Below are 12,868 nucleotides of genomic sequence, written 5' to 3'. Positions count from 1 at the left end.
ACTCACGACAAAAGGGGGTAAAAGCGTATGATTATCAATCGGGGACAGATTGCACGCGATAAGTTAGAAAAATTACAGCATGGTCAAACAGTGTTTGCCGACAGCCCAGAAATCATCGACCGGCTCCGTAAGTACATTACTGAGTATCAGCTCGACGTCGTCGAGGACGTGACCGAACGAGGTACATGGTTCATCCCAAAGGAAAATGGAGACAAATGAAGAGAGCTGACCTCGGTCAGCTCTCTTCATTTTCTTCAAACGTGAATTCCCCAGCCACTTCATTCAAAGCCGCAATCACGTCATCCATCTCATCCCATGTGTCAATCGTGGCACCAGCCGCCATCGGATGACCTCCCCCACGGTATCGCTTGGCCACTTCATTGATGACAGGACCTTTCGACCGGATGCGCACACGAATCTCTTCTTTGTTTTCCACGAACATGACCCAACATTTCAATCCTTCGAGGCCAGAGAAGCTATTGACGAGTTGCGATGCCGCTTCCGGGGACGCATGGAACGTCCGGAGCACGTCCTTGTCAATCTTCACATAGCCGACGCCTTCTTCTGTGACATTGACGTGCTGTAACACGTACCCTTGTAACTGAAGAGTCGCTAAGTTGGTCTTATACATGTGTCGGTACAATTTATTCGTATCGATGTCTTTCGCGATCAGCGCCGAAGCAATCTCAAACGTTCGGGCCGTAGCATTTCGAAACTGGAATCGTCCTGTGTCGCCTACGATGCCGGCATAGAGTAAAAATGCCGCCTCTTGGTCGATTGGATATCTCCAAATGTCCGCGAGTTCCACAATCATCTCAGACGTCGAACTGACCGAGGTATCGACAATCTGTGTCATCGCATATGGATCTTCATCGGGATGATGATCGATTTTAATGATTGTCTTCCCTTTTAGCGCAAATGGTCCATCGATTCGCTCTTGATTCGCCGTATCTAATATAAGGACGAGCGCGTCTTGATACATTTCTTCTTCGACATGTTCCATCTTTCCTAAAAACTCGAGGTCTGGAACCATGCCACCGACCACATAGATTTGCTTCTCCGGATGAACCGATTTTAGAATGCGCTGTAAACCAAGCTGGCTCCCCAACGCATCAGGGTCTGGTCGTACGTGGCGGTGAATGAAAATGGTGTCAGCCGCCTCAATTTCTGATTTGATTGTATCCGCTTCCTGCCATTGCGTCATGATGATTCCTCACTTTCCTACACACTATTATGGTATGATGATAACAGATTACGAGATAGAAAGGGGTTCCTTCACTTGCAACTTGTCATGATTGGACTCATTTTGTTCGCGCTCGGTGCGTACCTTGTCTTCAAGCGCCGCGCTTTTTTGACAAAGACGCCAAACCGAAAAGCGTTGTTCAACACGCAAGCGTTGATCTGGTTAAGTTTATTCCTCGCATTGTTCGCTGCGAACCAAATGGTCGGGGGATTCGGTCTGAATTCATCTGTCGGTTGGATTGTCAGCATCGTCATGTTAGTCGTCGGTTTAGGGAATGCTGTTGTCGGATTTATCCGTTACCGCAAAATTTACCCTCTCGCCGCAGAAGAACCGACGAATACGCCATCATGAAAAAGAGCACCCGCTACGCGCTGTAGCAGGTGCTCTTTTTATTACCGATCGATGAGTTGTGCCGTGACGAGCGCTTTGGCGACAAGTTGTGTCCCTTGCGTCATCTCCACATCCACTTTCCCGAACTTCCGACCGAGGTCGAAGACATGGGCCGACACTCGAATCTGACTTTCAATTTGAATCGGCTTCATGAAATAGACGGTGATATTCTCAACCACGAGATCGCCTTTCTTCATATGACGTAGACTTCGCGTCGCCCCTTCGACCAACAAGGTCGTCAACACGCCAGATGAGGCGGTCCCCATATGACTCGTCATCTGTGGGGCCACTTCAACCGTGAAGGCCGTCCCGTTCGATGCAGGATCTTCTTTCAGCTGGTTCGTGATCATGTTATCGAACGTCTCACCGACTTGCGGTTGTCGATTCGCCAGTTGCAACGCCTTCAGCACATCTTGGCGGCTAATAATCCCAAGCAGACGTCCGTAGTTATCAACGACAGGTAACATCTCGATCCCTTCCCACACCATCTGGTGCGCGGCATTGGTGACACTCGTTTGTACGCCTACTGTAATCGGACTTTTCGTCATGACCTTCTCAATATCATAGTCGTGTGATTTATCAATGACATCCTTTGCCGTGATCACGCCGACCACTTTCATCTGTTCATCGATGACGGGATACCGATTATGTTTCGTCCGTTCATTCAGCTCGTGCCAACGTTTCACTGTGTCATCTGACTTCAGATAGAACGTATCGTGGAGCGGGATGACGATATCTGAGACGAGTAAAATCTCTTTTTTGATTAGACGGTCATAGATGGCTCGGTTGATCATCGTCGCGACGGTAAAACTGTCATAGGATGTAGAAATGACAGGCATATCATACTTATCTGCCATTCGTTTCACTTCATCCGTTGTGTCGAATCCCCCTGTGATCAACACAGCCCCACCTGATTGTAAGACGAGTTCATGCGCTTTCTCGCGGTTCCCGATGATGACGAGTGAGTCGACATCGATATATCGCATCATCGCCTCGAGCTTCATGGCACCGATTACAAATTTCGATAGCGTCTTGTGGAGACCGTTACGTCCGCCCAACACCTGACCATCGACGATATTGACGACTTCGGCGAATGTCAGCTTTTCAATATTTTCTTTATGTTTTCGCTTGATCCGAATCGTCCCCACCCGTTCAATGGTTGATACGAAACCTAGGTTCTCAGCTTCTTTGATGGCCCGATAAGCCGTACCTTCTGATACAGCCAACTCTTTGGCGATTTGGCGGACCGAAATTTTTGACCCTACATCGAGTGACTCGATATGTGCTATGATCTGTTCATGTTTTGTGGTCATACGCGGAGTCCCTTCTCTCAATACATTTTCTACTCTATTCAGTATACTGTATCAGTCGAACTAGTTCAAACTGTACCAATCAAATTGCAACATTTCCTTTCTGTTTTCGAAACAGCTATAATAGACAAGTAGTCAACGTAAGAGGTAGAAGGGAAGGGATTCAACTTGAATCAACGCACCAATCAAATTGCACAATCTCTAGCGACAAAAGGGTTAGATGCAGCATTCATCACGTCGAAAGCATCCGTGTTTTATTTCTCGGGAGTATACGCGGAAGCGCACGAGCGATTGATCGCCATTTTAGTTTTGAAGAACGGCACAACTGCCATCATCTGCCCAGCACTTGAAAAAGGGATTGTCGAAGCGAGTGACTGGTCAGGTGAAATCGTGACGTATATGGACCATGAAAACCCATGGGACAAAATCGTCAAGTTATTCCTCGATAACCAAATCGTTCCTGAACGAATCGGAATCGAAGGGGAGCATTTGACATTCAACCGAGTCGAGCAGCTTCGCGCCGGTTTTGCCGGTCTGTCAATTATCGATTTGACAGACGAGCTCCAAACGTTACGTATGATCAAATCACCGGATGAAGTCCGGATCATGAAGCGGGCCGCCGAGTTGGCAGATATGGCCATCGAAGCCGGGATCCGCTCCCTCCGTGAAGGCGTGACAGAACTCGAGGTCATCGCGGATATTGAATACGCCATGAAACAGCAAGGCGTCCGTGAAATGTCGTTCGACACGCTCGTCTTGTTCGGTGAGAATAGTGCCGACCCTCACGGTGTCCCAGGCAACAACCGCTTGAAAAAAGGAGATTTTGCCTTGTTCGACCTCGGTGTCGTCTGGCAGGGATACTGTTCAGACATCACACGGACGGTTGTCTTCGGTGAGGCGAGTCGCAAACAACGTGAGATTTACGAAACGGTTCTTCAGGCTGAGGAAGCTGCAATCGAGATGGCGAACGTCGGTACGACACTCGGCGCAATCGATATCGCGGCACGACAAGTCATCACGTCTGCAGGATATGGTGAATACTTCACTCATCGAATCGGTCACGGAATTGGAATCGAAGTACACGAACACCCCTCGATGGCAGCGAACAATGACATGACCGCCCAAGTCGGGATGACGTTCACAGTCGAACCGGGTATCTATCTACCGGGAGTCGGCGGAGTCCGTATTGAAGACGATCTCGTCATGACAGAAAGTGGTCCCATCACATTGACGAGTTATCCGAAAACTCTTCAAGAGATTGAATGACAAAAAGTGCGATCCATTCTCAAGGATCGCACTTTTTACATATCTTAATAAAACAAGCGCAGCATGACATCCCGTTGCGGTACGTCATAACGTTCCATCTTCTCTAAAAAGGCACATTTGTCATATGGGACCGTCTTCAGTTCAAGAGCAATCCCGGTTTCTCCTTCAGATAATATGGCAAAGCGAGCCAGGTCATCTTTCGCCACTCCGAGCGCACCAGGATTGACGTAGCGCTTGGTGTCATCTTCAAACAGATGGACAGGATGGTGATGTCCGAATAACACGATTTCTCCTGTATATGCTCCATACAGTCGCTGCATATTTTCCAGTGTCGGTTCGAGAATCTCGTGAAACGGTTCTTCGACAATCGTGGCGTGGCGTCGTTCGGTCGGGATATGATAATGAATGCCGAACACCGTTTCGCCAACCATTTTGACGGACATTGTTCGTGGAAGGGATTCGATGACATCTGCATATCGAGTCTCTAGATGACGTGCAACCCACTCATGGTGTGGGCGCGTATGAGCATAACTTTCTGGATGACCGTGTCCAGCCAAAAGGGAAAGAACCGCTTCATCATGATTCCCAGAAATCATATGCGTTCCCCGGTCTAACAAACGCTCCATGACCGCATTAGAGTCCGGTCCCATTGCAATCATGTCACCGAGCGACCAGATGACGTCGACCCGCTCCGCATCCATGACTTGAAGTGCAGCCTCCAACGCCTCGAGATTTCCATGAACGTCCGTGACCACTCCAATCTTCATCGCGTTCCCCTCACTTTCGGTATTGATGGACGACGTTGACGCCGCCTGTCACATCGATGATGGCACCTGTGATCATGTCCGAGTCTTCTTGTAATAAGAACGAAATCAAACGCGCGATATCTTCTCCTGTCCCGTGTCGACCGACCGGAGTTCCTTCATCCACTTCCGCTTCATCAATGCGCATCTCCTTTTGAGAGCCGACGATATTGCCCGGATTGACCATGTTCGCCGTAATCCCGAACGGGGCCTCTTCTAGCGCGACCGATTTTGTCAAACTGACGAGTCCCGTCTTTGCAGCGGCAAACGCAGAACGATGGATCCAGCCAGGGGCCGTCCCACTTTCCGGAAACCCATACGAGATGATGCGTCCAAATCGATTTGAGCGCATGGAAGGAATCGCACGACGCATCAACCAAAATGAGGCGGACAGGTTGCCCGTGAGTACTTCGTCCCACTCTTCGTCTGTCAATTCGACGAGCGGTTTCCGCTCAAAGATATATGGACCTGCATTTAAAATCAAGGCGTTCGGTTCACCAAAACGTTCGACCGCTTTCTCATAGGCTGAGAGCAGTTGTTCGCGGTCCGTCAATCCGGCCTCGATCATATGTATCCGTTCATGTTCCCAGTCAATCGGATTCCGTTGCAAAATGCTGACGTGCCACCCATCTTGTAACAGACGCTCCGTCACTACGCGTCCGATCCCTTTGGCACCAGATGTAATCATTACATGTTTCATCGCCCTACCTCCTCCGCCTTATTTTACCCGTTCTTTCACACGAATTCCAAACTTGGACATGTCGTGAACATCGTCATGAAAAAATTCACGCATTTTCATGGCGAAAAAGCGTGAAAACTGAAAGAAGTGGTATACTATATATGTAAGCCGAACGTATATTTCGAGCGAAAGGTTGGGATTTACATGGCAATTGTATACAAACACATTTTATCTGCCGTTGACGGCTCTAAAGAGGCAGAACGTGCATTTGAAACAGCAATCGATGTCGCGATTCGTAACGAAGGAAAACTGTACGTTGGTCATGTGATTGATACGCGTACGTTTGCGACTGTAGAAGCTTACGACCGCACAATCACAGAGCGTGCCGAGACATATGCGAAAGAGTTACTTGAAGACTATGTCAATCGCGCGAAAGAGCGTGGCGTAAAAGAAGTCGAAACGGTGATTGAATACGGTTCCCCGAAAGTGACGATTGCGAAAAAGATTGCACCTAACCATGATATTGATCTTATTATTTGTGGTGCGACAGGTTTAAACGCCGTTGAACGGTTCTTTATCGGAAGCGTTTCTGAAAGCATCGTCCGTTATGCGAAATGTGACGTCCTTATCGTTCGTCAATAATCACCCATCCATCAAAAAGGGTCTTGCGCAATCGCAAGACCCTTTTCCTATGCATTATAACACCTTGACTGTAACCGTTTTACGACCAAATTGAATCGCTGCATTTTGCGAATACATTAAGATGTCAATTTTATTTCCTTTGATGGCGCCACCAGTGTCAGCTGCCGTGTAGGTACCCATCGACTTGCCCCCTACGAATACTTGCACTTTCGTTCCGAGTGGAATGACGCGCGGGTCTACCGCGACTACATTTCGCTTTTGGGTACGAACGTTCCATCCAAGTGCTGTCTTACCTGAACATCCCTTGCAGTACGGTGTATATGCGGACGCTTTCATCGTATACGTCTTCACGCTTGCTGGTTTGAGCGGTTTAGGAGCACTTACAGTACGTAAGTTCTTTGTAGGAACCCATCCGGCCTTCCCTTTATAGTTCACGCGAATCCAAGCACCTCGAGAACCTGTACGTTGAAGACGATCACTCGCCGTCATCTTCCCAATCACTCGTGCATTTGATTTCCCATCTGCATAGACCATCTTCGAACCTGACTTTGTTGCAACATATACTTTTTTCGTAGCTGCTTCTACTGGTGAAGTGGGTAGAGCAAATGCAAATACGGCGATGGCGAGAAGTAAGAGCGTCATGATTTTTTTCAACATACGTTTATTCGTCCTCTCTTCGTCAATTTGGTTTCATTTCATATAATCATCTATCGAACGAGTGACTTGTCACTCCAATTGAATATTTCGTCCAGATAACTATATGACGAAACATCAGTCAGTGCCGTTACACTTCCTGTTCATTTGAGTGACACGAACATTACAAATCGATGTCAAAATTAAAGGTTTATCGTGTTAGATTGACATTTAAATCGAATACGAGATATTTTTATAAATTAAAATCCAATATATGGTTTATTCATGACATAAACATTGCAAAACGATGTAAATGAAGCGCCTAATGTTACAAAGGAGAAAACATTTGTCCTACTTACGATTCTTGATATTAGTAAAAAAGACTCATAAAAAAACCCACGTTACACGAAGTAACGTGGGTTCGTTTCGTATTATGCGTGTGCTTCGACAAGGTTTGCAATGCGTACCGTGTCGCGCGCGATGACCAATTCTTCGTTCGTCGGGATGATGATGACTTTAACTGGTGAGTGCGGATAGTTGATGAACAACTCTTTTCCGCGAGCACCGTTGTTAAGTGAAGGATCCCAGTAGACACCCATGAATTCAAGACCGCGAAGGATGCGTTCACGGATGACGTCCGAGTTCTCACCGACACCTGCTGTGAAGATGATGGCGTCGACACCATTCATTTCAGCCGCATATTGACCGATGTAACCGTGAATACGGTTCGAGAAGATTTTCAATGAAACTTCTGCACGATGGTTGCCTTCTGCAGCCGCTTGCTCGATGTCACGCAAGTCACTTGAGATACCAGAAAGACCGTACACGCCAGACTCTTTGTTCATGACGTTCAATACATCTTCAGCAGACTTCCCTGTTTTTTGCATCAAGAACGGGATGAGGGCAGGGTCCAAAGAACCTGAGCGCGTTCCCATCGTGATTCCTTCGAGTGGTGTGAAGCCCATCGTTGTATCGATTGAGCGACCACCTGCTACTGCAGCGATCGATGCACCGCTACCGAGGTGACATGAAATCAAACGCAAGTCTTCTAGCGGACGACCGAGAAGTTCTGCCGCACGCTGTGTGACATACTTGTGGCTCGTTCCGTGGAAGCCGTATTTACGTACACCATGTTCTGTATAGTATTCATAAGGAAGACTGTACAAGAAATTCTCTTCAGGCATTGACTGGTGGAACGCTGTATCGAATACCGCTACTTGTGGGACATTCGGCAAAATTGCCTGGAATGCACGAATACCTGTCAAGTTTGGTGGGATGTGAAGTGGTCCGAGCTCTGTGAACGATTCGATGTTCTTCATGACTTCATCGTCAATGACGACCGAATCCGCATACAACTCTTTTCCGTGTAACACACGGTGACCTACACCAGAAATCTCATCGAATGATTGGATGATATCCAATTCGATCAACTTCTCCAACGTCAATTCAACCGCTTCTTTGTGCGTGTGAAGTGGTGTGACCACGTTGAACTTCTGTCCTTCACCGTACTTGATTGTAAAAATCGCATCTTCTTTCCCTACACGCTCTACAAGTCCGACTGCGAGCAACTCTTCCGTTGGCATCTCGAGTAACTGGAACTTGAGCGATGAACTACCCGCATTGACTGCCATAATTTTCGTCATGTCATACACCTCTTACCTTTCGTTTTAAACGCATATCTTTATCTGTTCAATTTAAAACTGATAACTGTATCATAATGAAGATACTTGATTTTGCATACCTTTTTCAAGTATTTTGTCCATTATTTTTGAGTTGTTTTGAACCAATCATCAATCTGTTTCACAACATTGGCTACCGCTCTGACATCAGTGAATGACGGAAGTTCCACAAATAGCGCTTGTTTTGGCCGTGTGACGCCTTCTCCTACTTTTTGAAGGAGCAATAAGCTTTTCGCGTAACGTTCGTCTTTAAACATCGTCGTCGGAAGTTGAATGACCCCTTTCACAACAGTCTCACGGTCCATCCATTGTTTTAATTTCCCTTCGTCATCCTGTTCAAACAAATTGTTCGGGATGACAAATAATCCATGCCCACCTGGTTTCGTATGGCGAATCGCCTGTTCCATCAAGAGGAAATGCGAATAGGCATGTCCTTGTTCTCGTTTCATGTCGTATCCGGCTGCCACTTCATCATTTGGATAATATCCGATTGGCAAGTCAGCAACGGAAAGGTCGCTCGGTTCAACAAACAGAGGAGCAAGGGCGTCTTGATGGAAGTAGGATACTGGTTCTCCTAACAAGTTACTAATGGAATAGGAAAGACGAAGCAACAGTTCATCCACTTCGACCGCTTGCGCTGTCGCATCTTTTAACTGAGAGAGAACGGCGTGCGTCAACGTACCTGTCCCACTACCTAAATCTAGAATCGTCGCGTTTTCCTTAAGTAGCTTCGAAGCTAGATAACCCATAAATAGGCTGACCGCATCCGGTGTCGGTTGATTGTTCGGGGGGAGTTGTGTCGTTTCTTCCAAGACGAGTAAACTCACTGCTTTACGGACATCGTCCATCTTCTCTTTTTCAATGTCAACATGGTCAAATACTTGGACGAGTGCCTCGATCGGTAATACATCCAGGTCGTTGACCAGTTTCTTCGCTTCCTTCTTCCAATCACGATAGAGTTGTTCAAAACGTTCCATTTTCGTTCATCCTTTCCATACAAAACCGGCCCCCATGAGAGGACCGGTCGGTTCACGTACTAGTGTAAGCTATTTTAATCAATTTCGCCAAACGAATCAATTCGCTTGTTCGAACGCCTCAAGTGCCGCCGCGAAATCAACTTCATCTGTCATTTCATCCATATATTGTACATATTGGACGACGCCATTCGAATCGACGACGAATACAGAACGCGCAAGGAGACGCATTTCTTCAATTAAAACACCATATGCTTTTGCGAACGAAAGATCGCGGTGGTCCGAGAGGGTGACTACGTTATCTAAACCAGATGCAGAACACCAACGGCGCTGTGCGAACGGCAAATCGTTCGATACAGTCAAGACTGTACCACCGAGTGATGAGGCCTTTTCGTTGAACTCACGCGTTTGTGCATCACATACGCCTGTATCGATTGAAGGAATGACACTGATTAGTTTTTTCCCCGGATAGGTTGCTAACGTCACTTCTTCTAAAGCAGTCGTCAAGACGCGGAAATCAGGAGCTTGATCTCCTACCTTCACTGGATTTCCTTGTAATGTTACGTTGTTCCCTTTAAATGTTGGCATGTACTCATCCCCTTTGTTGTAGTTACTCGTTCATCATATCGATGAACTTGAGCCTTTGACAAACTTCCTGCTTTTGGCTCTGTTTCAGTTTTCCCTATATCGGTAGGAAGAAACACGTTATAATAAAGAGGACACCATTGACAAAGGGGATGACTCAGATGAGAAACAACGTCTATTTGTACCATCGTAACGTCAACGAATTCACAAAAGAAGTGAAGAAACTGAGAGAAATCGGGGAAAAACACGGGTTCAACATCGTAAATCAACCGGAGGACGCGAACATCATCGCTGCAGTCGGCGGGGACGGGGCATTTTTACAGGCGGTTCGCTACACAGGCTTTCGTCAAGACGCCATCTACGTTGGCTTCGGTCGTGGATTGAACGAGTTTTATTGTGATTTCGACATACATAAACTCGATGAAGTCGACCGCCTCTTCTCGGACAACTCGATGCGAATCGAAGAAGGTCTCGAAGTCCGGAAGTATCCACTTCTTTCAGCATCGATCAACGAATCGACACCGCTCCTCTGTTTAAATGAGGCTTCGATTAAATCAAGTATTATCAAATCACTTGCCATCGAGGTCTATATCGACGATCTACATTTCGAAACATTCCGTGGGGACGGAATGGTTGTATCGACGCCGACGGGATCGACTGCCTATAACAAATCTCTCAGCGGTGCGGTCGTCGACCCACTCATCCCATGTATGCAAGTGAGTGAGATCGCTTCGGTCAACAACAATCGCTATCGCACACTCGGCTCATCCTTTATCGTTCATGATTCGCGTAAGTTGTCACTCCGCATCGTCGAAGACGGCAACGACTACCCGATTATTGGGATGGATAACGAGGCGCTCAGCTTGAAGTACACAGACCGAATCGATATCGAACTCTCGGACCAGGTCATCAAGACTGTCAAGCTTCGGACCAACTCGTTCTGGCATAAAGTGCAACGTTCATTCTTCTGATGTAAAAAAAGAGTTGCTTCATCCCTTTCGGATGAAGCAACTCTTTTTTACAGCGTGGCTTTTTCTGCTTCGTACACTGGTTGCCCTTCGACGACAGTCATGACAAGACGGTTGTGCAGGATGTCTTCCCCACTCAATTTAAAGAAATCTTCATCCCATACTGTGAAGTTGGCATTGTAGCTTTGAACCAATAGCCCGTTTCTTCCGTGCGTCCCTGTAGCAACATGAGGCGAATATGTGAAGCTGCGAAGAGCTTCATACATCGAAAGACGTTCATTCGGATTTAGCGTGCTCGACCCGTGAAACGATTGTCGCATCACCGCTCCAAACAATCCCTTTCGAACGTCAACAGATGAAATCGGCGCGTCACTTCCTCCTAACACCAATGCTCCCGTATCGAGTAAAGACTTAAATCGATAGACATCATGCACACGCTCATTGCCCAACCGCTCAAACAGCATGTCCATGTCATCCGATAAAAATACCGGCTGTGCATCAATCAAAACAGGCAATGATTTGATTCGGTTGATCAATGAGTCATTCAATAAAGAGGCATGGATAATTCGATCTCGTGTCCCTTTTCTGGCAGGGTACTTTTCAAGCAGGCCGACAAATTGCTCAACCGCCGCATCACCGATCACATGCGCTGCCACATTCATCCCGTATGTTCGTGCTTTTTTCACAAGTGCCTCGAGATGATCTGGTCGATGCACTTCAATTCCTCGTTGACTCCGATCATCCGCATACGGTGCAGATAACAGAGCGGTGCGTCCACCGAACGAACCGTCGACAAAGAGTTTCATCGCACCGAAGTCAAACCGTTTCCGACGCGTCATCGCATCTTGCTGGATGACACGATCCACCACCTGTTCGTGAACGAGAAGGTGTGCTTGAAACGGAAGTTCATCCAGTACATCTTCGTACGCTTGAATCGTCTCGAGTGGATCTCCATGATAGAACAAGTCTTCCGTATGGGCGCCAACGACTCCATGTGCGAATAATGAATCGATTGCCCGGCGAAGAGAAGCGGCATTTTTCTTACGATTCCCACTCAATTCTTTATATAAGAGATCTAGTGCAGCATCATATAGGACGCCATTCAATTTGCCTTCTTCACCTCGCCCAAGTTTTCCACCTTCGATCACCGTATGGTGGATCAGTCCAAGTCGTTCAAGTCCTTTCGAGTTCACGACGGCTACGTGACGACAGACACGCTTCAACACGACAGGACGGTCGTCAATCACTTCATCAATCATCTCGCGTGTCGGCATGTCACCGAGCAGACGATCATCAAACCCTTCTGCGACGATCCAATCGTCGTCCGACCCTCGTTGCTTCATCGTTTCAAGTAATTCTCGAAGATCCGTCGCTTCACTCGCATCGACACGGTCGAGCGCTTCGCCGTATCCGACAAGGTGAATATGTGAATCGGTAAAGGCCGGATACACACTCTTTCCTTCCAAATTCACAATCTCCTCGATGCGACCCGCATATGTACGTCGGAGATGTCCCTCATCCCCCATCTTCAAGACGCGTCCATGCTCAATAAACATGGCACGTTCCATCTCACCTGGTTTATTCAATGTGTAGATGTTCCCGTTGACCCATAGTGTACCCATCTGACGATTCCTCCTTGATTGAAAAAAGATTGACGTCTACGTTTTTCCCGTTTCCGTCAATCTTCATGCATCGT

General features: G+C 47.2%; 14 protein-coding genes. 5 read left to right on the top strand and 9 right to left on the bottom strand.

Annotation, left to right across the window (positions count from 1 at the left end):
* Positions 1-27 precede the first annotated feature (27 nt).
* The gene (locus KNO79_RS04460) at positions 28-219 is read left to right on the top strand and encodes a YtzJ family protein (protein WP_074036509.1); all 192 of its coding nucleotides are present in this window, start codon (positions 28-30) and stop codon (positions 217-219) included.
* A 16-nt stretch (positions 220-235) separates the two neighbouring features.
* Here the strand turns inward: KNO79_RS04460 and KNO79_RS04455 are convergent, their stop codons facing one another.
* The gene (locus tag KNO79_RS04455) at positions 236-1,204 is read right to left on the bottom strand and encodes a DHH family phosphoesterase (protein ID WP_074036506.1); all 969 of its coding nucleotides are present in this window, start codon (positions 1,202-1,204) and stop codon (positions 236-238) included.
* A 75-nt stretch (positions 1,205-1,279) separates the two neighbouring features.
* Between KNO79_RS04455 and KNO79_RS04450 the strand changes: the two genes are divergently transcribed.
* On the top strand, positions 1,280-1,594 hold the full coding sequence (locus KNO79_RS04450; protein ID WP_074033432.1) for a YtpI family protein: 315 nt from the start codon (positions 1,280-1,282) through the stop codon (positions 1,592-1,594).
* Between the two features lie 41 nt (positions 1,595-1,635).
* Here KNO79_RS04450 and KNO79_RS04445 read toward each other — a convergent pair whose 3' ends face one another.
* Positions 1,636-2,946: a DRTGG domain-containing protein gene (locus KNO79_RS04445; protein WP_074036504.1), complete on the bottom strand. Its 1,311-nt coding sequence runs from the start codon at positions 2,944-2,946 to the stop codon at positions 1,636-1,638.
* 165 nt (positions 2,947-3,111) lie between these two features.
* Between KNO79_RS04445 and KNO79_RS04440 the strand changes: the two genes are divergently transcribed.
* Entirely contained in the window at positions 3,112-4,209 is a 1,098-nt protein-coding gene (locus KNO79_RS04440; protein WP_196430906.1) for a M24 family metallopeptidase, read from the top strand.
* A 44-nt stretch (positions 4,210-4,253) separates the two neighbouring features.
* Here KNO79_RS04440 and KNO79_RS04435 read toward each other — a convergent pair whose 3' ends face one another.
* The gene (locus tag KNO79_RS04435; protein WP_214690725.1) at positions 4,254-4,976 is read right to left on the bottom strand and encodes a metallophosphoesterase family protein; all 723 of its coding nucleotides are present in this window, start codon (positions 4,974-4,976) and stop codon (positions 4,254-4,256) included.
* A gap of 10 nt (positions 4,977-4,986) precedes the next feature.
* Positions 4,987-5,712: an SDR family oxidoreductase gene (locus KNO79_RS04430; protein ID WP_074036502.1), complete on the bottom strand. Its 726-nt coding sequence runs from the start codon at positions 5,710-5,712 to the stop codon at positions 4,987-4,989.
* Positions 5,713-5,895: 183 nt separating this feature from the next.
* Here KNO79_RS04430 and KNO79_RS04425 point away from each other — a divergent pair, with 183 nt between their 5' ends.
* Complete coding sequence (locus KNO79_RS04425) at positions 5,896-6,333, top strand: universal stress protein (RefSeq protein ID WP_012726732.1); 438 nt, start codon at positions 5,896-5,898, stop codon at positions 6,331-6,333.
* A gap of 54 nt (positions 6,334-6,387) precedes the next feature.
* On the opposite strand, the gene KNO79_RS04420 is transcribed toward KNO79_RS04425, so the two are convergent.
* The 4 genes from KNO79_RS04420 to tpx all read right to left on the bottom strand — a co-directional run bounded on the left by KNO79_RS04420 (position 6,388) and on the right by tpx (position 10,207).
* The gene (locus KNO79_RS04420; protein WP_214690724.1) at positions 6,388-6,990 is read right to left on the bottom strand and encodes a 3D domain-containing protein; all 603 of its coding nucleotides are present in this window, start codon (positions 6,988-6,990) and stop codon (positions 6,388-6,390) included.
* Positions 6,991-7,397: 407 nt separating this feature from the next.
* Positions 7,398-8,609: an acetate kinase gene (locus KNO79_RS04415; protein ID WP_012726734.1), complete on the bottom strand. Its 1,212-nt coding sequence runs from the start codon at positions 8,607-8,609 to the stop codon at positions 7,398-7,400.
* A gap of 119 nt (positions 8,610-8,728) precedes the next feature.
* Entirely contained in the window at positions 8,729-9,622 is an 894-nt protein-coding gene (locus tag KNO79_RS04410) for a class I SAM-dependent methyltransferase (RefSeq protein WP_214690723.1), read from the bottom strand.
* Positions 9,623-9,718: 96 nt separating this feature from the next.
* Positions 9,719-10,207 (bottom strand): thiol peroxidase, encoded by a 489-nt coding sequence (gene tpx, locus KNO79_RS04405; RefSeq protein WP_074036494.1) that lies wholly within the window; start codon positions 10,205-10,207, stop codon positions 9,719-9,721.
* Positions 10,208-10,356: 149 nt separating this feature from the next.
* On the opposite strand from tpx, the gene KNO79_RS04400 reads away from it, so the two are divergent.
* On the top strand, positions 10,357-11,175 hold the full coding sequence (locus tag KNO79_RS04400) for an NAD kinase (RefSeq protein WP_214691264.1): 819 nt from the start codon (positions 10,357-10,359) through the stop codon (positions 11,173-11,175).
* A 47-nt stretch (positions 11,176-11,222) separates the two neighbouring features.
* Here the strand turns inward: KNO79_RS04400 and KNO79_RS04395 are convergent, their stop codons facing one another.
* Positions 11,223-12,794, bottom strand: a complete 1,572-nt coding sequence (locus KNO79_RS04395) for an amidohydrolase (protein WP_214690722.1) — start codon at positions 12,792-12,794, stop codon at positions 11,223-11,225.
* Positions 12,795-12,868: the final 74 nt, after the last annotated feature.

It is taken from the genome of Exiguobacterium sp. s43, from assembly GCF_018617255.1.
In the GTDB taxonomy this organism is placed as follows: Bacteria; Bacillota; Bacilli; order Exiguobacteriales; family Exiguobacteriaceae; genus Exiguobacterium; species Exiguobacterium profundum.
Note: the sequence above shows the minus strand (reverse complement) of the source record. Positions and strands in the feature narration are given on the sequence as shown.

Coding starts and splice junctions, on each gene's coding strand:
- KNO79_RS04460 (WP_074036509.1), top strand. CDS start 28: ATGATTATCAATCGGGGACAGATTGCACGCGATAAGTTAGAAAAATTA.
- KNO79_RS04455 (WP_074036506.1), bottom strand. CDS start 1,204: ATGACGCAATGGCAGGAAGCGGATACAATCAAATCAGAAATTGAGGCG.
- KNO79_RS04445 (WP_074036504.1), bottom strand. CDS start 2,946: ATGACCACAAAACATGAACAGATCATAGCACATATCGAGTCACTCGAT.
- KNO79_RS04435 (WP_214690725.1), bottom strand. CDS start 4,976: ATGAAGATTGGAGTGGTCACGGACGTTCATGGAAATCTCGAGGCGTTG.
- KNO79_RS04430 (WP_074036502.1), bottom strand. CDS start 5,712: ATGAAACATGTAATGATTACATCTGGTGCCAAAGGGATCGGACGCGTA.
- KNO79_RS04425 (WP_012726732.1), top strand. CDS start 5,896: ATGGCAATTGTATACAAACACATTTTATCTGCCGTTGACGGCTCTAAA.
- KNO79_RS04420 (WP_214690724.1), bottom strand. CDS start 6,990: ATGTTGAAAAAAATCATGACGCTCTTACTTCTCGCCATCGCCGTATTT.
- KNO79_RS04415 (WP_012726734.1), bottom strand. CDS start 8,609: ATGACGAAAATTATGGCAGTCAATGCGGGTAGTTCATCGCTCAAGTTC.
- KNO79_RS04410 (WP_214690723.1), bottom strand. CDS start 9,622: ATGGAACGTTTTGAACAACTCTATCGTGATTGGAAGAAGGAAGCGAAG.
- tpx (WP_074036494.1), bottom strand. CDS start 10,207: ATGCCAACATTTAAAGGGAACAACGTAACATTACAAGGAAATCCAGTG.
- KNO79_RS04400 (WP_214691264.1), top strand. CDS start 10,357: ATGACTCAGATGAGAAACAACGTCTATTTGTACCATCGTAACGTCAAC.
- KNO79_RS04395 (WP_214690722.1), bottom strand. CDS start 12,794: ATGGGTACACTATGGGTCAACGGGAACATCTACACATTGAATAAACCA.